The following is a 20248-nucleotide window of genomic DNA, read 5'->3' on the forward strand; positions in this document are numbered from 1 at the left end:
TATTTCATTAAAACTAATAATAAAGTCTATTAATTTAATTTTATGGTGAATTAGGAATTTATACAACTATCTGAACTTATAGCTTCTGTGGACTATTAAGGGGGATATAAAGTGCGACTAGAGTACCTACGGGTTTTCGCTCAATTGTGAACTTTATCTTAAGTAATTCGCAATATGAGCGAATAATGAAGTAACCAAAACCGGAACCTTTTTCTCCTAAAGTTCCAAAACTTATTCCCGTATCAATCTTATTATAGATTTGTTCAAGCTTCTTTTTACTTATCCCTATACCGTTGTCTTGTATTTCTAGCTTTAAAGCTTGATCCACTTGCGTACATGAGATCTTTATCATTCCTTTGTTTTGAGTAAATTTTATTGAGTTAGAGATGATATTTCCAAGAATCTGATGAGTAAGGATGGCGAGATTTGAATAAACTCTAAGCTCTTGTTTAATCTCAGGAACCTCGATTGAGATTTTCTTTCGTTCACATTGAGGTGTAAAGATAGTTTGAATATTATCCAGTAAACTCTTAATCTCTACATAATCAAGCTGTGGCTCATTATTAATTAATTCCTGTTCGGCCTTAACGTTATCGAGAATATCTTTAATGTGCATACAGGCCGAATAGACTTTTGGCCACGCTCTAGCTTCTTCAACGTAACCACGTCGAATATAACGGCTTGAATAACCAATGATAACAAATAAAGAATTTGCAATATCGTGTGAAAGAACTCTTAGTAAGCGAATATATTTCTGCTTATCTAGATTCTTTATAAAGCTAATTTCATTCTCTTTTTGTAGCCTGTTTATCTTAAGGCTTAAGGCAATTGAAAGAGTAAATGATTCAACCATATTTCCTAAGAGGATAGAGTTTTGAGTGAAGTCATTATCGGTAAAGAATCCATAGATAGTCGCAAAATAAGCAAAGATTCCAACGTTCATGATGAGCCATGAAAGAAGATAGACTTTTGATTCAATCGTTGGGTTTGTAATATTTGTATATATCGAAATATAAATAATGAAGATCACAAGTGTTAAGATGTAAATATCGACAAGTGGTCCAATGATAAAATTATAAGAATCAAAGAAAGAGAAGACGATTGAGGTGATTAGAGTAATTGATATCAGAGCATAAACTTTTTCTGTCTTCTTAATAATAGGCTTCTTAAAGAAGTCGATACTCAAGAGATCTTTTGTAAACTTATATAAGTAGTTACATGAAATCATGGCATAGACACCAAGGTATTTAATATGGTTGTCTAAAGAAAGAACTCCTTGTGTGTATCCAGATAATGCTAAGACAGAGTTAATCATAAAAAAGATAAAGACTGAGTAGACAATATAGATTGATTCTTTATTTATCATTCCAAGAATCAGGTTATATATTAATAACGTACACATAAAGCCTAGATAAATAGATAAGCTAATGATCCTGGTTTGCTCTGTCTTTTGAATATATTTAGTATCAGCAAGCAAGGCCTTTGTATCAAACTTATGAAGACTATGAGTTTTGATAACAATCGTTTTTTTCTCTCCTGGATTTAGATCGATACTTAGCGATTTATGGAGTGTCGTATTTGAATTGATTTTATCTTTAGGAAAATTAGAAAGTTGCTTACTGTCTTGATTGAGAAAGTAAACTTCATTTAATCTAAAAGTGTGAGTATTAAAATACAGCTCTTTATGTACAGAATGCTCGAGTGAGTTTTTAAATTGAACGCGTAGATAAATATTTTTATTTGTGTATTCTAAGTTTAAAACACTTTTATCGTTCGTCGTGAATCCATCTGGTGTGTATTCTTTATTATCAGATAGCTTATATTCAACATATTTTGAAATATTATGATTTTGATCTTTGAAAGTCTCTTTATTAATTTGTACAATTGACTCTGTAGCGAGAATTTCTTTTGCTGGAATGAAAAGAAGAAGCAATAATAAGAAACGATAAATGAACTTGATCACGAAGAGAGTATAATTTTTTTGAACCAATCTTTAAATAACAATTGTGTATATAAATGAAAAAAAACTTAAATTTCTACTTTGATTTTACATCTCCTTACTCATACTTAAGTATGTTGCAGTTAGACGCAGGGCTTCTTTCTGAGAAATATGAAATTAACTTCTGTCCAGTGATGGTGGGAAGGCTATTTGCATTAAATGAGATGAGTGCTCCTGCACAAACTAAGAATAAAGCACTCTACTTATTTAAAGAGGCGTTAAGGACAGCGGATAAAATGGAAGTAAAACTTACTTCACCAAAAATGCTTCCGTTCAATTCTTTACCTTACTTAAGAATGGCCCTTGGACTTAGGGATGATAAATTAAAACAGGCAAACTTTATTCTTAATACATTTCATTTTGGTTGGAAATATGGTCATGATTTTAATGACTATGATCAGTTTAAAGAATTTATTACTGAAAAATGTTTGACACTAGAAGAGTATGAACGTTTAGATAGTGATCGTAATTTGAAGAAAGAATTAAAGCTTGTTATCAATGAAGCGTTTGATAAAGGCGTCTTTGGTGTTCCAACATTTGAAGTTGACGATGATTTTTATTGGGGGAACCACAATATAGACTTTCTCGCTAAAAATAAATTTTTAGATTATAATGAACACGAAGAATTTATTAACTTTAAAAAATTCTTCGAGGAAGAAAAATGAAATTGAAATTAAAACTACTTTTTATTATCTTAATTGGCCTAAGCGTTCATGCAGACACTAAGGTTATGATGCAGACAAATTATGGGGACATCACTATTAAGCTGTATGATAAAAAGGCACCCGAAACAGTAAAAAACTTTTTAAGCTACGTTAATTCTGGATTCTACAATGGAACTATTTTTCACCGTGTTATTGACGGATTCATGATTCAAGGTGGGGGATACGATACAAGTCTTAAGAAGAAAAAAACAGAAAAGCCAATTAAGAACGAAGCAACAAATGGCCTAAGTAATGTTCTTGGAACAATTGCAATGGCAAGAACTTCTGTGATTAATTCTGCAACTTCTCAATTCTTTATTAACGTAAAAGATAATAACTTCCTGGATCACTCAGGGCCGACTCCATCTCAGTATGGTTACGCTGTATTTGGAAAGGTTGTTAGTGGAATGGCAGTTGTTAATAGAATCAAGAAGTCAAAAACTGGAAGAAATGGTCCATTTCAAAATCTTCCAGCTTCAAATATTGAGATTAAGAAGGTTTACGTCCTACCTTAATTCTTAAAACAAACCAGAATACTCAGATATAGCATTTATAAATAGCAAATTCTTCGTAGGGAAGAATTTGCTGATTTAGTTAAGATATAATCTGGGTATGGGCTCATTAAAGATAAGTAGCAAAACAAATAATAAGTTATCTAGTAAATCGAATTTAAATTATTCTAAATTTAGTCAAATTAATGGAAAACATCCTCTGCAGCAAAGTTGTCCGGATTCGTTTATCACGTATCAAGTCCGAAAAAGACATGGGGGAAGTGTTGCTTACTTTAATTTTGAATTGGCGAAAGAGATGGGTTTAATTTCTGAAGGCCATGATAATACTTTGACTAAAGATTTGGCCCAAAGAATTCTTGAGACTTTCTCGATTGTGATTATCAATGAATACGATATTGAAAATGGGATCGAGTATCCAGAAGATGAGATTTTACCAAATCGCTATATGGCTACTCGCTACTTGCAGCTACAGCATCCAAATAAGCAGGGAAAGACTTCGGGTGATGGACGCTCGATCTGGAATGGTACAGTTGATCACAATGGGCTTACTTGGGATATCTCGAGTCAGGGGACTGGAGCAACAAAGTTATCACCTGCAACCCATATACAAAATAAATACTTTAAAACAGGTGATCCATCTATTTCGTATGGATGTGGCTACTCTGAGTTTGATGAAGGACTAGCAACTCTAATGTTCTCTGAAGTTATGCAAAAGAATAACTATGAGACAGAGAGATGTTTGGCCATCATTAAATTTAAAGACAATATTTCAATTAATGTTAGGGCCAATAGTAACTTAATTAGACCTTCTCATATGTTTAATCATCTAAAGCAGGCCAATTATGATGCTTTAAAAAATATTGTTAATTACTATATTGATCGCCAAAAGATTAATGGTGAATGGCAAAGAGTCCCAAAAACTGCGAAGGCAAGATATCGTTATTTTTTAAAGAAACAGGTGGAAGTATTTGCAAAGCTTGCTGCTAATTTTGAAGATGATTATATCTTTTGTTGGCTTGATTGGGATGGCGATAATATTCTTATGAATGGTGGTATCATCGATTATGGTTCGATTAGACAGTTTGGTCTTTATCATCATGAATACCGATTCGATGATGTTCAACGTTATTCCACTACCATTAAAGAACAAAAAGATAAGGCGAAGTATATTGTTCAGTCCTTTATTCAAATTGTGGACTTTTTAGAAACAAAAGAAAAGAAAGCGATAGCTGATTTTTCAACTAGTGAGTACCTTGAACAATTTGATGAAATTTTTGAAACTCAAAAGAAGTATAACCTAATTTCTAAAATTGGGATTTCTCCGAAGTATCATGATTGGCTGGTAAAGAAGCACTCACATAAGATTGAAAATTTACAAAAGCCATTCTATTACTTTGAAAAGGCAAAATCTAGCTTTGGTCTTTATGAGGTGAGTGATGGTATTTGCTGGGATGCCATTTTTAGTATGCGAGATATTCTACGTGAATATCCTCAGCTTATTTTAAGCCGTGGTGAATGGATTACACGAGATGAATTTATCAATATCGCTAAGTCTAGTTATGCGAGTCAATCTGATTTAGAGATTAATACATATCGTGCAAATAAAATCGATGCATTTCAAGATTCCTATATTGAATTATTACATCTTGTTGCTAAAAAATCTAAGAAGAGATTTGATGATATTCTTCTTGAAGTTGTTATGCGCTCATCGATTATAAACAAGTTTGAAAGAGTAACAGGTGATAGTATTGCTCGTATCGTCGATTCTATGATGAAGAAGTATAAGAAATTTGACCCACTTACTATCTTCAATGTTGTTCGTGACTTTAGAGAACACCAAACGTTTGACCCTGATAATGTAAGTCCAAAGAGTGATCGTGTGGCAAACGAGAAAAAACATTTAAAACCAATTGTAAAAGAACTTCTTAAAATTGTAAGAGACTATAGAGAAGGCATCTAAGAAATGAAAATTGGATTATATGGTGGTGGCGACTTTTGTGATAATGTCGAAATTGACGAACATATCTTAGAGCTTTGTAATAGTGAATCTCCAAGTATAACTTTTATTCCAGCAGGTTCCTACGAATCAGAATTAGATTTTATCGATTTAATTATGGCCTATAAGAAAATAGGTTTTAAAAGGTTTATCCATCTTCCTGTTGATCATGAATTTGACAGAACTCTCAAAGAAGAGGCACTTCAAAGTGACGTGATTCATCTCGGTGGAGGTAATACGTTTTATTTCTTAAAGCACTTAAAAGAAAGTGGGATGTTTGAAGAACTCATCGATTATGTCGAAAATGGTGGAATTTTAACAGGCCTTTCAGCTGGTGCAATTATTACGACTCCAAATATTATGACAGCATCATTTCCGCCATGGGATCGTGATGATAATGACGATGATGTCACAGACTTTAAGGCCATGAATATTATTGATTTCGAGTTTTTTCCTCATTATCGTAAATCAAAACGCTACGATGACGAGTTAAAGAGACATTCTATATTCTCTCGTTTTCCAATTTATGCTTGTCCTGATGGGAGTGGCCTAGTCGTTACTGATGAAGAAATTGTTGTTCATGGAGAGTGCTATATTTTTGAAAAGGGCCAAAAATATAAACTATAACTTTCTTTTACTCGGTCTTGTTAGCAAGAAAACAATAACTCCAATACCAATTAATGAAACGATAACTTTTATCGTCGGATTCACTTCAACGTAAATTAGCGTATATGAAAAGAGTGCTACGATCATTGAGATGGCAATGATTTTAGATTTTACACTCACAACTCCATATTTATTCCAGTCAGTAATAATTGGGCCAAAAATCTTATGATCTAGTAGCCACTGATAGTACTTTTCATTACTTTGCGAAAAGAAGTAGGCACTTAAAAGAAGAAAAGGAGTTGTTGGAATAAGAGGAAGAAAAATACCAATAAAAGCAAGAATCACAAATGCAATTCCGAAACTAAGGTAAATGGCCTTTCTGCTCTTATTAATCATTAAAAAGTCTTTATTGGTGAATTCGGCTTTTTCTTTGCTCTAATACAAAACCTTACTGGAGCAGGATAGCCTTCTACTGTTTTCGTTTGATCTTCAGTATCTAAGAAGTCCTCAAGGGATTGATGTGGTGGAGGACACCATTTCGTTTGTCTTTGTTCTTCAAAATTTGTCGTTGAAACAGAGACAACTTCCATATCAATGAAGCCTGTTCGATTAATCCAATTCTTAAGACAGCTTAGAGTTGGAAGAAACCATACATTTCTCATCTTTGAGTAACGATCTTCTGGGAATAGGCAGATTGTCTCCTCTCCTGGAATACCAATTGTTTCCATAATCATTTCTCCTCCAGGAACAAGAGATTCTCTGATGGAGATTAATTGCTCAAGTGGATGACGGTGATGATAGAGAACGCCCATCGAGAAAACAACATCAAAGAATGATCTAAAGTTTGGAAGATCTTCGATACCAAATAATTCAAATTTTAAATTATCATATTTCTTAAAGTGATTAATGAATTCAAATTGGGCCTGATTGTGTAAGACAGGATCAATTCCAAGAACTAACTTTGGTTCTTGTTTGGCCATCTCAAACATATAGTAGCCGTTATTACAGCCTACATCTAAAACAACCTTATCTTTTAAATTTGGAAGAGATTCTTTTAGTCTTTCCCATTTTTTATCTGAGCGCCATTCGGCATCAATATCAAGCTCTCCAACTTGAAAAGGTCCTTTTCGCCATGGAATAAGCTTTGTCGCAGTCTCAAGGGTTTCGCTCGAGTTCTCTTCAAGAGATGGGATGACATCAAAGATCTCTTTGTATTCTTTTTGATATTTTGTGCGAAACATTTGAAGCTTGTCTGCTTTAAGTTGTCTTAAAGATTCAATATCAACACGATTACCAAATTTTTCTAAATACTCTAAACTATCCATTCTCTTCCTATTTGATACATAGGTAACAAGCAAAATTATACCATCTAAAAATCATTTCAGATTTCTTAAAGCCTGCTTCATCTAACATTTTGAGTTGTTGTTGTGGAGTTAAGGGCCTAAGGACATTTTCTAGGGCCTCTCGTTTTTGAGCAATCTCCATCTCACTATATCCATTTCTACGTTTGAAATCATAATAAAGATCAATCAAAAGATTATCAATTTGCTCATCTTTGCAGATAATTTTTTCGGCCAAAATAAAACAGCCATTATCATTAAGCCCGTTATAGATATTTTTAAGAACATTAAGGCGCTCTTCAACTGGTAGAAATTGAAGAGTGTAGTTCATGATTGCCATACCGGCATTTTCAATTTTTACATCAGTGATCGACTCTTCTAATAACTCAACATTATCTTGTAGACCGTGAGACTTAAGCTTCTGTGCTGCCTTTTCAAGCATCGGTCTTGAAGTATCAATACCGATAAACTGTGGAAGCTCTTTGTCGTTTTGGCGAAAGTAATCGGCCATTAAAAGCATCGTCGTTCCTGTCGAACAACCAAAGTCATAAACTGTTCCAGATTGATAGAAGCGTCTAGTTAGGTCGATGATGATTTTATGAATCTCATGATAATTTGGAATACTTCGCGATACCATGTCATCAAATACAGAGGCCACATCTTGATTGAATTCAAAATCTGATATCTTTTCAATTTTCTTTGCAAAAACTTCGTCTTTGCCAGCGTTTAAAAATTTATTTTCCATGTGGCGAAACTAGAATATCTTTTGGATATTGTCCAATCTAGTATAAAAAATACTCCTTCTTTCTTCTTTAATTTCAATGATTTACTGATACGCGTGATTTTTTACTATGAATAAGCAATATTTATTGGTATGTAAACAAAATATATATTAAAAAACAGCGCAGGTTCTATGAATAATGAATTGGATAGAGGAGAAGCTTTTAACGAAACGCTAAGAGTTTTATCCCATGATTACTCGGGTCATATGCATTTAATTAGGTTTTGTATTGATGAATTGATGCAGGATCAGGATGAAAATAACCCATTTGTTAAAAAATTAAATCAAGGTCTTGAACGCTTTGAGAATGATTTAAATCTTCTTAAGCAATCAACACCTTATTTCTTAGATGAAGAAGTTCCAATTAGCAAAATCGCTACTAGGGCCTTCGGTCAAGCACGTATCTACTTAAAGAAACATTTTGCAGATTTAACTTGGAATATTGCTAATGATGTAACCGTAAAAGGTTCACAAGCTAACGATTTATGTGAAATCTTGTTCTCTTTTGCCCACTTATTCTCAACTTTGGCAAAAAAAGAAGGAAGAGATACATTCCATATCACCTTAGAAATTAAAGACGAGTTAAGAAAATTAATTTTTATTAAGTCAGAATTAAACAAATACTTAAGACAAGAGTTAGATTCCATCTTAAACTTAGGTGACGAAAACGAAAAATCATTAAGAAGATACATCGGAATTCATAACTTTTTAGCAAAGGGAAAGGATTACGAAATTCTTGATGGGGACAACAATTTATCGGTGAGGTTTGAATTATGACAATGGCAACGGACAAGGAAATTTGGATTTTAGAGGATGATGAGGGATGTCGTTTTGTTTACGAACAAACTCTCGTTCACCGCTACAACAACTTAAGATTTTTTACTTCTATTGAAGAGTTTCAAAATGCTCTATCAAATACTGAAAAGAATCCAGCACTAATCATTGCAGATCTTATGCTTGATGATGGTAACTTCATGACTTACTTAAATCATTCAAAAGATCGTCGTTTAATGGTGATTCCATTTATCATCGTTTCAAGTATCGATGATATTGATGCACTGAGATTCTGTTTTATGGAAGGTGCACTTGATTACTTAACAAAACCATTTAAGAAAAATGAGTTAATCGTTAAGATTGAAAATGTATTCAATGGTAGTCCAAGAAGAATGGTTCAACCAATTGCTCACAAGTCGATGCTGCTAGATGGTAAAGAAGTAGAGCACTTAACTAGTAAACAAAAACAACTACTGGGACTATTTATTAATTCTCCACATCGTATCGTAAGTCGCGATGATATCTTAGATAATGTTTGGGGAGATACAACTGTTCACCCAAAAACAGTGGATGTTCACTTATATAACCTAAGAAGAAAGCTTCATGATTACGGTTATATTATTCGTTCAGAAGGTGGCGGTAAGTGGTCACTTATTCCTGATACATATGAAAAAGTTGCAAGTTCAGATGAGTCAAATGTTTCATCTAGTTCTAATGACAGTGATAATTCTGTTTCAGAAAATACATATTAATATTTTTTTACATAAATCGCCTCTAATAAAATAGAGGCGATTTTATATTTAGAAGAAGTTGATTTAAAACAATCATTATCGCTATGATTGAGACGAGACGCCAAGTGAATAAACCGAATAGTAGCTTTCGCAAGGAGCTATTAAATTCGAATATCCATTACTGTCACATCGATTTTGATGGAGATTGCATTTATGTGAATGATTTATATCTCGGTTATGGGTTAACTGTTGGCACTAATTTATTTCAATATACTCCTGATGAAAAGAAGGGGTTCTTTCTTGAACAAGTCGAAAGAGTAAAGAAGGGTGAAGCTTGCCACTTCTTTTCTGAGTCAATCAATTTGTTAGGTGAAAGAGATCAGTGGGAGATTTGGTTACAGCCAGGTTATTCAGCTACAGGGACAAGCCCGTCATTTATTGAGGTTTACAGTCGTAATATTAATGCCGGAGCTGAGAATTTTATCTCGACTCTGTTCAAAAATTTCTATACCGCCACCGATGATGATTTATTCATTCTTAATAATCAACTTGTGATCTTAGATATAAATAAGGTGACAAAGCAAAGTCTTGTGGGAAACAAGTTTTCAGAAGTTATCTTTGATGATGAAGAGTATTTGTTCTTCTTAAATACTTTTGAACAAGCAAAACGTTTGGACGGCGTGGCCTTAAAAGTTACTCATCCTATTTATCGCAAGCGTCGTTCTAAAAAAAGATTTTGTCGTATTAGTGTAACCTATATTGTTATTCAAGGTGTTGGACGTTATATGGTTCAAATTCGCGATGTTCATCAAGAACATATCAATCGCGTAACTTTGAAAATGCAAGAAAAGCAATTTGAAGAATTTGAAAGATGGCGCTCTCTTGGACAAATGTCTGCAGGAATTGCACACGAAATAAATAATCCATTATGTATCATACGCATTCAGGCCGAACAGTTGAAAGATCGTTATGCTGGTAAGATCAAGGATTCCGATCCTTCTTATATGAAAAAGTTAGAGAGTATTATTAAGCAAGTGGATCGCATTGAAAATATTGCTAATAGTTTAAAGATTTACTCTCGCTCCTCAAATTCAATTACTAAAGAGATACATAACCTTGATAACTTAATACAGGATTCATTGGGATTATTTCAGGCCCAAACTGGTCGAGAAATTTATATTGATTTTAAAAATCCGTTTAGTGACTTAGAAGTAGCGTGTAAAAAAAATGAGTTCTATCAAATCATTTTAAACTTGCTCACTAACTCTTATCAGGCGGTTCATCAATTTGAATCTCTTGAGAAATGTTGGATAAAAATTTGGGTTGAAGAGTCAATGTTAGATCAGTTCACTATCTACGTACAGGATGGTGGTGATGGGATTAAAGATAATGTTGCTAAAGATATCTTCACACCATTCTTCACAACGAAAGATGTCGGTGAAGGAACAGGTCTTGGTCTTAGTATTTCGAAAAAGTTAGCATTAGAAAATAATATGATTTTAGATTTTGAAAAAGACTTTGAGTATACAACGTTTTCAATATCGCTAGGCCAAAACATAGTAAGGCCTAGCGTCGATGCTTAAATAATCAATTAGCTATTTAGAACTTCTTGTAGTTGTCCAGATTGGAACATCTCAGTGATAATATCATTACCACCTACAAGCTCACCCTTGAAGTAAAGTTGTGGGTAAGTTGGCCAGTTAGAGTAAACTTTTACACCTTCTCTAATATCCATATCTTCTAAAATGTTAAAAGTCTTATAAGGTTTACCAACAGAGTTTAGCATTGCAATTGTATTTGCTGAAAAACCACACATTGGCATATCAGGTGTACCTTTCATGAATAAGAAAAGGTCAGCAGATCCAATTAGTGCTTCGATTTGCTCATTTAGTTCTTTTGATTTATCGGCACCAGAAACAGCTTCTCCTTGATTGATAGGAGTAGATTCTTTACCTAGAATGTTGAATGGATTATCGCTCATATTGATTCCTTTATTTCCTGAGTTTCATTTGCTCCTATCTTACCTAATAATGGTAGTTTTGGAAATAGCTTAGGGCAAGTGTCAGAAATTATAGATGTTCATTCAACCAGTTACGTAGCTGAATCACTTCATCAATATCAATTTCATGCTCCATTTCATAGGCATGGAATTGTGCATTGGCCCCTAGGCTTACAAGATGATCAATTCCGGCCTTTGTTTGATTAATGTCAATTACTGGATCAAGGCTTCCATGAGCGCAAAAAATGGCCGTTTCTTTGAGGCATTTTGACAATTGCTGAGGTCTTCTTTCTGGATAAATTCTAGGGGACATTAGAACAATTCCTCCTAGTTTGTGATCGAGTTGATAGGCCGTCTCAAGGCTCACGCAACCACCTTGAGAAAAGCCACCGATAAAGATGTCCGAGTAGTCGATATTGCTATTTTTTTCTACGATCTCATCAATAATCTTCGTTAGAGTTTTGACGCTGTTTTCAATACCAGGCACTGGATTATTAGGTGGAATATCGTACCAACTGTAACCGAAGTAGTACTTCTTTGGCGCGTTTAAGAGCAAGTAGCTTAGACCGGTTACATTTATTTCTTGTGTGAATATTTTGTAAGACTCAAGGCTATCGCCTAGGCCGTGTAAGATAATCATAACCTTCTGGGCATTAGTAGGTGTGATGTCACTTGCAGGGATATAAAAAGAGTTTAGTAGTTGTGTGTTTAAGTCAGTTTTCATAGGAGAAAAATAGGTGATTGTGTGTTTTTATTCAAGTTTATTCTAAATTTTTTTTATGAACGGTCGATAGAATACTATCTATTGAATCCACGGAACACAGGAGGAAAATGTGTCAACAACTAGTATTTTAAAAGTTGAAACAAGAAAACCGGGAAGATCAACAACTCAAATGAGAAAAGACGGATATATTCCAGGAACTATTTATGGAAAAGGTTTTGCAGGAGCTCAATTTATGGTTCCAAAGCAAGGTCTTTCAAAATTCCTACATACTTCTGGAAAGGTATTTGAAGTAGAGTTTGAAGGTAAGAAGCACCTTGTAACTCTAGCAGATGTTCAAAGAGGTCACCTCGGGACAGACTTTGTACATTGCTCATTCCATAAAGTATCTGCAAAAGAGAAAGTAGTTATTTCTCTTCCAATCCACTTTGTAGGTGAAGCTATTGGTACAAAAGCAGGTGGTCTAGTTAACTTCAATATGCATGAAGTTGAAGTAGAAGGTCTACCAAAAGATATGCCAGAATTCTTAGAATTCGATATCACTGGTCTTGAGCTTGATGGACACTGGGCACTTGAGCACTTCTCTCTACCAACGGGTCTAGCTTGGTCAATCGATCCAACTGCATCAGTTGTATCTTGTCACCTTCCGAAAGTTGTCGTTGAGCCAGAAGTTGAAGAAACTGAAATGGTTGTTGAGACTCACGCTGACGCAGCTGAAGAAAAAGAAGAAGCAGCTTCATAATTTAAAAATCAATTATGATATAATGAGGGGAGACCAAATGGTCTCCCTTTGTTTTTTGGAGCATACTCAATGAGAAGTTTAGAAACGTGGCTTGAGATGTACGGTGAATCTCATCAGAATAAAACAAATCAACGCATTCACGAAGTATGTGTTCCATTGATTACTTGGTCACTATTAGGAATGCTTTGGGCGATTCCAAAGCCTGCACTCTTTGGCTATTTTAATTGGGCATGGGCCTTTGTTATTCTTGCTAGTCTTTTCTATCTTTCACTAAAAAACTTAAAGGCCATCACTGTCGCTCTTAGCTTAGTGATTCCATTTATGCTCTTAACACAATTCTTTCTTGTTAATTTTTTAGCGGAATATTTTTTTATTACTTGGATTGTTGTCTTTGTTGTTGCTTGGGTTGGGCAGTTTATTGGTCACAAAATAGAAGGAAAGAAGCCTTCTTTTTTTGAAGATCTTCAATTCCTTCTTATTGGACCTATTTGGATTTTTCTAGGTAAGAAGTCCTAGCGCTAGTTGCGCCAGAAATCTTCGTGATAATTAAAGTTTGTTAGCTCTTTCACCTTTTGAAGGTAGATGTGAATTTGCGGAGGAAATTGATACTCTGGAAAGATGTACATTCCCCATATATGTGATGCTAGAAGGATATCTAGAATCGTAAACTTGTCGCTTTCATAGTAAGGTAAAAGTTTTGCTGGAAGCTGAGTCAGCGTTTGTTCAAAGCTATGTAAGTATTCTGCTTTATTTTGCGCAAGTAAGTGAAATGGGCCACGCTTAGCAGACTTTTTATTAATAAAGTATTCTCTTGCCTCTGGAGTGAACTCTTTTGACCACGCCCAGTAAGGCATGCATAAGTTATGAACATCTTTTCCAAGTTGATCGAGGTAATCATTAAGCAGCTTAAAGCTTTCGCTATCTAATTTTGACAGATTCAAATCTTTATCGCTGTGAATTGCAAGGGCCTTGATAATATCAAGTGATTCGTTCATAATGACGCCATCAATTTCCATAATTGGTAACATCTTTGTGCCAGTAAGCTCGACAGGTGTCTTCTCATCATTGTAATCTAGTACAATTGATTCATACTCGATTTCGAAGAAACCAAGTGCCATGCGAACTCTTACACAAAATGGACAATGGATATAGTGATATAGTTTCATATAAATTCCTTTCGGGTTTATGCGTCATTACGTATTAGTAAATAATAGTACAATATTGTTAAGAATTATTTAAGGAAAAACAATGTCATTAGCAATGCTCTATAAAGAAAGAAAATTTTGGCCTCTATTTTGGACGATGTTCCTTGGTGCCGCAAACGATAACGTATTTAAAAATGCTCTAATTATCTTAATTACATATAAGAATGTCTCACTATTTGGACTTGGTGCAGAATCATTAGTTGCCTTTGCTGGTGGTGCTTTCATTCTTCCTTATGTTTTATTTTCTGCTACATCTGGTCAAATTTCAGATCACTACGACAAGGCGCAAGTTATTAAGGTAACAAAATTTACTGAGCTTGCATTTATGCTTTGTGGAGCGATTGGTTTCGTTACAGAGAGTTACGGACTGTTAATGTTTACACTCTTTTTAATGGGTGCTCAGTCGTCATTCTTTTCACCAGTTAAGTTCTCGTCTTTAAGGACAATTTTAAAAGATGAAGAGCTAACGACAGGAACAGCACTTATTGGTGGAGGAACTTTTATTGCAATTCTTATTGGTACAATCATTGGAGGGCTTGCCGCTGCAGCACCTGATGCTACTGATACGGCCGCTTTTGCAATCCTAATATTTGCGGTACTTGGTGTTATTACAGCACGTTTTCAAAATAAAATTAACGATATTAATAATGATGTAAAAATTGATTACACATTTGTTAAACCAACATTTCAACTTCTCATTAACTCTGTAAAAGAGAAGAACTCTTTCCGTGCAATGATGGGAGTTTCATGGTTCTGGTTTCTAGGCTCATTTGTTCTTTCAGTTATGCCGGCCATTATTAAAAATGTTTTCTACGGAAGTGAAATGGTTGCCTCAATCTTTATGGCGACATTTACAGTAGGGATGGGGCTTGGTTCTTGGATTTGCTCAAAGCTATCTGGTAAGAGAATTGAAGTGGGAATGGTTCCTGTTGCAGCAGTGGGGATGTCGCTAGCTGTTTTTGATCTTTACTATGTTTCTACACAGTGGCCAATGTCAGTGACAGGCGCTTTGATGCCACCTGCTGAGTTTTTTGCACAACCACTTGCTCTAAGAGCAATTATTGATCTTCTACTTATTACAATATTTGGTGGGAATTTCTATATCTCACAATTAACTTTTATGCAGCATAGTGCACCTCTTGAGAAGCTTGCGAGAACAATCGCGGCCAATAATATTTGGAATGCTATCTTTATGGTTGTTGCAGCTGTTTCAATTATTCTTCTTAAGAGTACTGGCGCAACGGCTCTAGATAATCTACTCATTCTTGGTGGCCTTAATCTGATCTATGCAGGAATTTGCTACTACTTCTTCCATGAAGAAATGTGGCGCTTTGTTGTGCAGCTTTTTACGACTTTTCTTTATGATATTCAAATTGAAGGTGAAGAAAATATTCCAAAAGAAGGAAGGCTTGTTATTGCTGCCAACCACACATCATTTGTTGACTGGGGTGTTGTCATGAGTCTTTCTCCAAGACCTATTCGCTGGGTAATTGACCACCGCTATTATAATATTCCAGGGCTTAAGCAATTCTTTATGCAGGGACATTTGATTCCGATCGCTACAAGAAGAGAGGACCCAAGGGTTCTTGATGAAGCTTATTCAAAACTAAATAGCACTCTAAATGAAGAGCGCTGTGTAGGCTTCTTTCCTGAGGGGTGGATTACTCGTGATGGTGAGCCTAGAAAGTATCAGCCTGGTATTAAGAAGGTTGTAGAGCAAACGAATGCTCAAGTCGTTCCAATTGTTATTAAAGGTCTATGGGGAAGTTTCTATTCTTTTTCTGGAAAAGGTGTTTTTAAAGGAATCCGTTGGAATTTTTTAAAACGTAGAAAAATCAAAGTAGTTATTCTACCTTCTATTACACCTGAAAACTTTTGTTATAAAGATCTAGAAGAAAAAATGGTCGTTGAATATAAAAAGCCTCTGTAAAACAGAGGCTTTTTTTTAAGGTGTCACGATATTAAATGTATTAGGAAAAGTATCTAATGTTTCATTAAGGGCATCGAAAACTTTCTTATCCCCACTATAGTTAATATTTTTCTCATCAAGCTCAGCAAAGGAAACTGCTCCCATTGCAAGTTTAACTAATTGTCCATGCTTTAAGTTAATTGATGCATTATCATCTGAAGCGAGTTGACGATTTTGCTCTTGAGGTCTTTTCTTTGAATAGTTAAGAACACTATTTCTAAGGGTTAAGTAGTACCTTTGATTCCTATCTGTAATATTTAATTCCAGTGTTAAGTCTGTGCCATTGGCCTTTTCAGAATTAACTCTAACAGAGAGATAATCTAAGAGTAATTCAGTATCCATTTGAGATAAAATTGCAGGTGAAGCCGTTGCCGGTGCTGGCCGACCAACTCCGTAACGTAATTCTTGAGCTGCTTGAACATAGAAATTTCTCCAAGTCGCATTCTCGGATTGATAGGCCAATTGTTCATAAGTGTCTGCCAGAAGTTGCTTTGCTTTCACATTTTTTGGTTGTGCAAAGACAAGTTTATTTAAGACTTCTGCAACAAAGCGATACTCCCCAATTTTATAATCTTTGATGGCCATTTCTAAGACGTCTCCGGCTCCTCCCATATAAGCAATCGTTCTCTTTGCTGATTCTACTTCTGGGAGCGGATTTAGGTGAGCAGGATTACCATCAAAGAAGCCAAGGTATTTATCGTATACTGCACGTGTATTGTGACTTAGGCTTCCGTAATAGCCACGATTGGCAAAGTTTTTGGCGAGGTTTCTATTTAATTTAATACTGTCAGATAGCTCGGTTCCAGAAAGACCTTTATTTAAGCGATTGACGGACTGGTCATGAATGAATTTATACAGATCTCTTTGCGAGGCCATATGTGAGACGACGCGATCATTTCCAAAGGTCGGCCAGTGATGTGAATTAAAAAGAATTTCGGCCTTGTTATATTTTTCAAGAGCCCTTTGAATATGCTTAGACCACGCAAGACTATCCCTTACTTGAGCTCCTCTTAGGGTCTGTATATTATGCATTGTATGGCTTAAGATCTCTGCACCACAAAGTGCATTGTCTCTTGGGAAGTAGGCCATCATCTCTGTTGGAGCTTCCGCTCCTGGTGTAAACATGAACTCAATAGTTACTCCGTCTACGACTAAGCTTTTATCTCTATCAATTATTGTTGTGGGTTTAGCAATGGCGTATTCACCATTAGCAGTGTAGCTTCCTAGTCCTGTCCCAACAGAGCCTTGAGGCCCGAAGTCTAATGTTCGTGCATACATATATTCAGCTCGTCGACTCATGGCCGTTCCTGCAATGACATTTTCACTTACTGACTCATAGACAAAATCCTTGGAAGCGATAACTTGAATCTTGCCGCTTTCAAGTTCACTTTTACTCGCAACTCCGTAAACTCCACCAAAGTGATCGATATGAGAGTGAGTGAAAATAACTGCTGTCACAGGAAGATTTTCTACATTTTTTCTAACTAGCTCTAATGCAGTTTTCGCAGTCTCTGTTGTCATTAAGGGATCAATAATAATCCAACCCTTTTTACCACGAATAAAGGAAACATTTGCAAGATCAATTCCTCTTACTTGGTAGATATGGTCAGTGACACGAAAGAGTCCATTGATTGATGTTAGTTGCGATTGACGCCAAAGACTTGGGTTTACTGTTTCAGGTGGCTTTCCTTGTGTGAGGGAAGGAAATTTAGCAGGATCAAAAATCTCTTTCATTCCATCTTTTGATTTAATTGGCCCTTCAAGTTTTGCAATAAAACCCTTTTGAGAATCTTTAAAGTCTCGATCATCATCAAAGTTTAACTCTTGGGAAACGGCCTTGTGAGAATCCAGAGTGTGCCTTGATGCAGGCTTAGGATCATTAGTGAATGAATATCTTTCAGCTCGGGTACAACCTAGTAGTGAGATTAAGAGTAGGGCGGGGGTAATGAAATAGAGTAATTTTTTGGAATGAAACACGATTCCTCCTTATTGCATTATTAGAGTTACTTGAAGGGGATATCGGTTTTAGCGTATTTTAAAATGGCCTAAGAAAGGTAATAAAAAAGGCCTCATTTCTGAGGCCTATATTTAATTAGAATTGATTAATCATTGCATCTGCATCAAAGCCAAATTTCTTATAAAGCTCAAGTGCAGTGTATGAAGACTGACCAAAGTGGCCATCATTTCCAAGTGACTTCAGATTAAATTCAAGTCCCTCTTGTTTTAGAGCATGACAAAGCATTGCTCCAGCACCAGCTGTTAGTTGGTGATCTTCAACAGTTACAATTTTATTTCCATTCTTTGCTAGCTGATCCTTGAATGTTTCAACATCAATCTTGTTAATAAATGGATTATTGATAACAGTAATATTTTTACCTTTTGCTTCAAGTTCTGTCGCAGCTTTAAGAGCTTGTTGTACAAGTGGACCGTGAGTTACGATAATTCCGTCCGTACCCTGTCTTAGAACTTGAGCTTTGGCCCAACCGTAGTTTGCACCATCAATATATGAAACTGGATGTTTTTCACGGCCAAAGAAAAATACAGTTGTTTCTGGTGTTTTTCCTTTGTTTACTGCTTCTTCGTATCTCTTAATTGCTTGATACATTAGGCTTTCAGCTTCTTCTTTCGTTGAAAGAGCAATGACTGTTGTGTTTGGAATTCCTGCTACAGCAGAGAAGTAAGTTGTTGCTTGGTGTGAAGCACCGTCAGCAGCATCTTGGAAACCTGTATGTGAGAACAAACAAATCACAGCACCTTGAGAAAGCTGAGACATGATTAAAGGAAGATTTCCTTTTGTTACACCAAATTGTGCAAAAGTATCAACAACAGGAATGAATCCTTGTTTTGCCATACCAACTGCTGTTGAAACCATATTCGATTCTGCAATACCAATATCAACATAGTGATTAGGGAATTCTTTATGGAAGCCTGAAACACCAGTTGAACCTGCAAGATCTGAAGTTACAGAAAAAACTGGAAGCCCTTCTTTTGTTGCTTTAATCATAGCATTTGCAAGACCTGGCTGAACCTTGTCTGAAGGGGCCGAAGACTTAGAAGCCTCTTTTGGAGCTGGCTTTGAAGATAGGATTTCATTTGCCCAATTTTTAAACTCTTCTGGACAAGTTTCACCAGTATAAATTTCATCAAGAAATGAAATTAATTTTTCATCATATGCTCCAAGAGGATAACCATGACCACCAGACTTTGCTTCTTCAGTTGATTTTACACCGTAACCTTTGATTGTTTTGATAACAAGAGCAATTGGCTTAAGTTCATTTGATTTTGCTTTTGCAATATTTTCTTCGATTGCTTGATAAACTCTTTCTAGGTCGTGTCCTTCTTCAACTCTTACAAGATCCCAACCCATTTCTCTAAGAGCAAGGAAGCTTCCTTTCATATCGAAGCTATCTTCAGTAATACGCCCACCAAGTTTTGTATTATTATCACTGATAATCATAACAAATGGATTCATTTTACCTTTTTGTGCAAGACCAGGAATTGCGGCCATCGCTTCACGAGCTTCACCTTCCATACAACCACCATCAGAGATTGTACAAACAGTTACACGATCATTTCCAATTGCCTTATCTGCAAGAGCAAGACCTTGTGCCTGAGGAAGTCCTGAACCAAGTGGGCCATTTGAAATGAAAACACCTTCTGGATTTAAGTGAGCTTCACCGTGACCAGTAAGTTTTGATGTTATTGAACGGAAGCCTCTTAGACTTTCAAATGTAAGTCCATCAAAACCAAGATTTGCACGAAGAGCGTAAATTCCATTTTCTGCGTGACCAGCATCGTTTACGAAGTTAAATTTCTCAAACCAATTTGGTCCTTGTGAGAACATAATCGAGTGAAGAGCACTCATCATCTCTGCGAAGGCCGCAGGTCCACCCCAGTGGCAAGCTGCTCCACCAATAACTGCGTGTTGATTCATTAGGGCCACAAGAGCTCTTGTTGCTTTTGGGTCTGCAAGAGTGATTTCCTCTCCCGCTAAGTTATGAATTTTAGTTGCATAGATTGGGGCATTTGTTGGTGCCGTTGCAAGATGATTTTTTACTTTTAATGGGCTGATAGTTGCAGTCATTAACTTCTCCGAATTCGTTGATTTTCAATAACTTATAAAAGGTATCATGAGGGAATTTTTTCTGGCCAGAGAATATTTGCTGACC

Annotated in this window: 19 protein-coding genes; 10 read left to right on the plus strand and 9 right to left on the minus strand. The window is 35.6% G+C overall.

Going from position 1 to position 20248, the window contains the following annotated elements; translation table 11 throughout:
* Positions 1 to 76: 76 nt before the first annotated feature.
* Positions 77 to 1963, minus strand: a complete 1887-nt coding sequence (locus tag ACMAWV_RS05170; RefSeq protein WP_412469824.1) for a 7TM diverse intracellular signaling domain-containing protein — start codon at positions 1961 to 1963, stop codon at positions 77 to 79.
* A gap of 53 nt (positions 1964 to 2016) precedes the next feature.
* Between ACMAWV_RS05170 and ACMAWV_RS05175 the strand changes: the two genes are divergently transcribed.
* From ACMAWV_RS05175 to ACMAWV_RS05190, 4 genes are all read left to right on the plus strand, one after another.
* A complete protein-coding gene (locus tag ACMAWV_RS05175) occupies positions 2017 to 2664 on the plus strand; it encodes a DsbA family protein (protein WP_103216583.1) in 648 nt (215 codons plus the stop codon).
* The gene (locus ACMAWV_RS05180) at positions 2661 to 3218 is read left to right on the plus strand and encodes a peptidylprolyl isomerase (RefSeq protein ID WP_103216584.1); all 558 of its coding nucleotides are present in this window, start codon (positions 2661 to 2663) and stop codon (positions 3216 to 3218) included. The genes ACMAWV_RS05175 and ACMAWV_RS05180 overlap by 4 nt, the downstream gene beginning before the upstream one ends.
* Positions 3219 to 3315: 97 nt before the next feature.
* Entirely contained in the window at positions 3316 to 5175 is a 1860-nt protein-coding gene (locus tag ACMAWV_RS05185) for a hypothetical protein (protein ID WP_103216585.1), read from the plus strand.
* 3 nt (positions 5176 to 5178) lie between these two features.
* Complete coding sequence (locus tag ACMAWV_RS05190) at positions 5179 to 5838, plus strand: Type 1 glutamine amidotransferase-like domain-containing protein (protein ID WP_103216586.1); 660 nt, start codon at positions 5179 to 5181, stop codon at positions 5836 to 5838.
* On the opposite strand, the gene ACMAWV_RS05195 is transcribed toward ACMAWV_RS05190, so the two are convergent.
* From ACMAWV_RS05195 to cmoA, 3 genes are read right to left on the minus strand one after another with little or no spacing between them, the layout of a single operon-like run.
* Positions 5833 to 6213, minus strand: coding sequence for a YbaN family protein (locus ACMAWV_RS05195; protein WP_103216587.1), 381 nt, complete (start codon positions 6211 to 6213; stop codon positions 5833 to 5835). The two genes, ACMAWV_RS05190 and ACMAWV_RS05195, sit on opposite strands and share 6 nt — an antisense overlap.
* A complete protein-coding gene (cmoB, locus tag ACMAWV_RS05200; protein WP_412469823.1) occupies positions 6213 to 7142 on the minus strand; it encodes a tRNA 5-methoxyuridine(34)/uridine 5-oxyacetic acid(34) synthase CmoB in 930 nt (309 codons plus the stop codon). Before cmoB ends, ACMAWV_RS05195 begins: the two co-directional genes overlap by 1 nt.
* Before the next feature lie 7 nt (positions 7143 to 7149).
* On the minus strand, positions 7150 to 7902 hold the full coding sequence (gene cmoA / locus ACMAWV_RS05205) for a carboxy-S-adenosyl-L-methionine synthase CmoA (protein ID WP_412469822.1): 753 nt from the start codon (positions 7900 to 7902) through the stop codon (positions 7150 to 7152).
* A 168-nt stretch (positions 7903 to 8070) separates the two neighbouring features.
* Between cmoA and ACMAWV_RS05210 the strand changes: the two genes are divergently transcribed.
* The 3 genes from ACMAWV_RS05210 (at position 8071) to ACMAWV_RS05220 (ending at position 11026) form a co-directional block, all read left to right on the plus strand.
* Entirely contained in the window at positions 8071 to 8715 is a 645-nt protein-coding gene (locus tag ACMAWV_RS05210; RefSeq protein ID WP_146037753.1) for a hypothetical protein, read from the plus strand.
* Entirely contained in the window at positions 8712 to 9464 is a 753-nt protein-coding gene (locus ACMAWV_RS05215; RefSeq protein ID WP_103216591.1) for a response regulator transcription factor, read from the plus strand. Before ACMAWV_RS05210 ends, ACMAWV_RS05215 begins: the two co-directional genes overlap by 4 nt.
* A 104-nt stretch (positions 9465 to 9568) precedes the next feature.
* Positions 9569 to 11026, plus strand: coding sequence for a two-component system sensor histidine kinase NtrB (locus ACMAWV_RS05220; RefSeq protein ID WP_412469821.1), 1458 nt, complete (start codon positions 9569 to 9571; stop codon positions 11024 to 11026).
* 8 nt (positions 11027 to 11034) lie between these two features.
* Here the strand turns inward: ACMAWV_RS05220 and grxD are convergent, their stop codons facing one another.
* Both grxD and ACMAWV_RS05230 read right to left on the minus strand, forming a co-directional pair.
* A complete protein-coding gene (gene grxD, locus ACMAWV_RS05225) occupies positions 11035 to 11424 on the minus strand; it encodes a Grx4 family monothiol glutaredoxin (RefSeq protein WP_103216593.1) in 390 nt (129 codons plus the stop codon).
* An 88-nt stretch (positions 11425 to 11512) separates the two neighbouring features.
* The gene (locus tag ACMAWV_RS05230; RefSeq protein WP_392991145.1) at positions 11513 to 12166 is read right to left on the minus strand and encodes an alpha/beta hydrolase; all 654 of its coding nucleotides are present in this window, start codon (positions 12164 to 12166) and stop codon (positions 11513 to 11515) included.
* Positions 12167 to 12275: 109 nt separating this feature from the next.
* On the opposite strand from ACMAWV_RS05230, the gene ACMAWV_RS05235 reads away from it, so the two are divergent.
* Together ACMAWV_RS05235 and ACMAWV_RS05240 are read left to right on the plus strand one after the other, a co-directional pair.
* Positions 12276 to 12905 carry a 50S ribosomal protein L25 gene (locus ACMAWV_RS05235; RefSeq protein ID WP_103216595.1) on the plus strand — a complete coding sequence of 210 codons (630 nt, stop codon included), beginning with the start codon at positions 12276 to 12278 and terminating at the stop codon, positions 12903 to 12905.
* Between the two features lie 69 nt (positions 12906 to 12974).
* A complete protein-coding gene (locus ACMAWV_RS05240; protein ID WP_103216596.1) occupies positions 12975 to 13421 on the plus strand; it encodes a DUF962 domain-containing protein in 447 nt (148 codons plus the stop codon).
* Between the two features lie 2 nt (positions 13422 to 13423).
* On the opposite strand, the gene grxB is transcribed toward ACMAWV_RS05240, so the two are convergent.
* Positions 13424 to 14071, minus strand: a complete 648-nt coding sequence (gene grxB, locus ACMAWV_RS05245) for a glutaredoxin 2 (protein ID WP_103216597.1) — start codon at positions 14069 to 14071, stop codon at positions 13424 to 13426.
* An 82-nt stretch (positions 14072 to 14153) separates the two neighbouring features.
* Between grxB and ACMAWV_RS05250 the strand changes: the two genes are divergently transcribed.
* Positions 14154 to 16040 carry an MFS transporter gene (locus ACMAWV_RS05250; RefSeq protein WP_412469820.1) on the plus strand — a complete coding sequence of 629 codons (1887 nt, stop codon included), beginning with the start codon at positions 14154 to 14156 and terminating at the stop codon, positions 16038 to 16040.
* 15 nt (positions 16041 to 16055) lie between these two features.
* Here the strand turns inward: ACMAWV_RS05250 and ACMAWV_RS05255 are convergent, their stop codons facing one another.
* Together ACMAWV_RS05255 and ACMAWV_RS05260 are read right to left on the minus strand one after the other, a co-directional pair.
* Positions 16056 to 18056: an alkyl/aryl-sulfatase gene (locus ACMAWV_RS05255; protein ID WP_412469819.1), complete on the minus strand. Its 2001-nt coding sequence runs from the start codon at positions 18054 to 18056 to the stop codon at positions 16056 to 16058.
* A gap of 115 nt (positions 18057 to 18171) precedes the next feature.
* On the minus strand, positions 18172 to 20163 hold the full coding sequence (locus ACMAWV_RS05260; RefSeq protein WP_392991150.1) for a transketolase C-terminal domain-containing protein: 1992 nt from the start codon (positions 20161 to 20163) through the stop codon (positions 18172 to 18174).
* Between the last annotated feature and the right edge of the window lie 85 nt (positions 20164 to 20248).

This window comes from Halobacteriovorax sp. RT-1-1 (assembly GCF_047085455.1).
GTDB lineage: Bacteria > Bdellovibrionota > Bacteriovoracia > Bacteriovoracales > Bacteriovoracaceae > Halobacteriovorax_A.

Bases quoted from the DNA above. Each gene is read 5' to 3' on its own strand.
- ACMAWV_RS05175 (WP_103216583.1), top strand. From the start codon at position 2,017: ATGAAAAAAAACTTAAATTTCTACTTTGATTTTACATCTCCTTACTCA.
- ACMAWV_RS05180 (WP_103216584.1), top strand. From the start codon at position 2,661: ATGAAATTGAAATTAAAACTACTTTTTATTATCTTAATTGGCCTAAGC.
- ACMAWV_RS05185 (WP_103216585.1), top strand. From the start codon at position 3,316: ATGGGCTCATTAAAGATAAGTAGCAAAACAAATAATAAGTTATCTAGT.
- ACMAWV_RS05190 (WP_103216586.1), top strand. From the start codon at position 5,179: ATGAAAATTGGATTATATGGTGGTGGCGACTTTTGTGATAATGTCGAA.
- ACMAWV_RS05195 (WP_103216587.1), bottom strand. From the start codon at position 6,213: ATGATTAATAAGAGCAGAAAGGCCATTTACCTTAGTTTCGGAATTGCA.
- cmoB (WP_412469823.1), bottom strand. From the start codon at position 7,142: ATGGATAGTTTAGAGTATTTAGAAAAATTTGGTAATCGTGTTGATATT.
- cmoA (WP_412469822.1), bottom strand. From the start codon at position 7,902: ATGGAAAATAAATTTTTAAACGCTGGCAAAGACGAAGTTTTTGCAAAG.
- ACMAWV_RS05210 (WP_146037753.1), top strand. From the start codon at position 8,071: ATGAATAATGAATTGGATAGAGGAGAAGCTTTTAACGAAACGCTAAGA.
- ACMAWV_RS05215 (WP_103216591.1), top strand. From the start codon at position 8,712: ATGACAATGGCAACGGACAAGGAAATTTGGATTTTAGAGGATGATGAG.
- grxD (WP_103216593.1), bottom strand. From the start codon at position 11,424: ATGAGCGATAATCCATTCAACATTCTAGGTAAAGAATCTACTCCTATC.
- ACMAWV_RS05230 (WP_392991145.1), bottom strand. From the start codon at position 12,166: ATGAAAACTGACTTAAACACACAACTACTAAACTCTTTTTATATCCCT.
- ACMAWV_RS05240 (WP_103216596.1), top strand. From the start codon at position 12,975: ATGAGAAGTTTAGAAACGTGGCTTGAGATGTACGGTGAATCTCATCAG.
- grxB (WP_103216597.1), bottom strand. From the start codon at position 14,071: ATGAAACTATATCACTATATCCATTGTCCATTTTGTGTAAGAGTTCGC.
- ACMAWV_RS05250 (WP_412469820.1), top strand. From the start codon at position 14,154: ATGTCATTAGCAATGCTCTATAAAGAAAGAAAATTTTGGCCTCTATTT.
- ACMAWV_RS05260 (WP_392991150.1), bottom strand. From the start codon at position 20,163: ATGACTGCAACTATCAGCCCATTAAAAGTAAAAAATCATCTTGCAACG.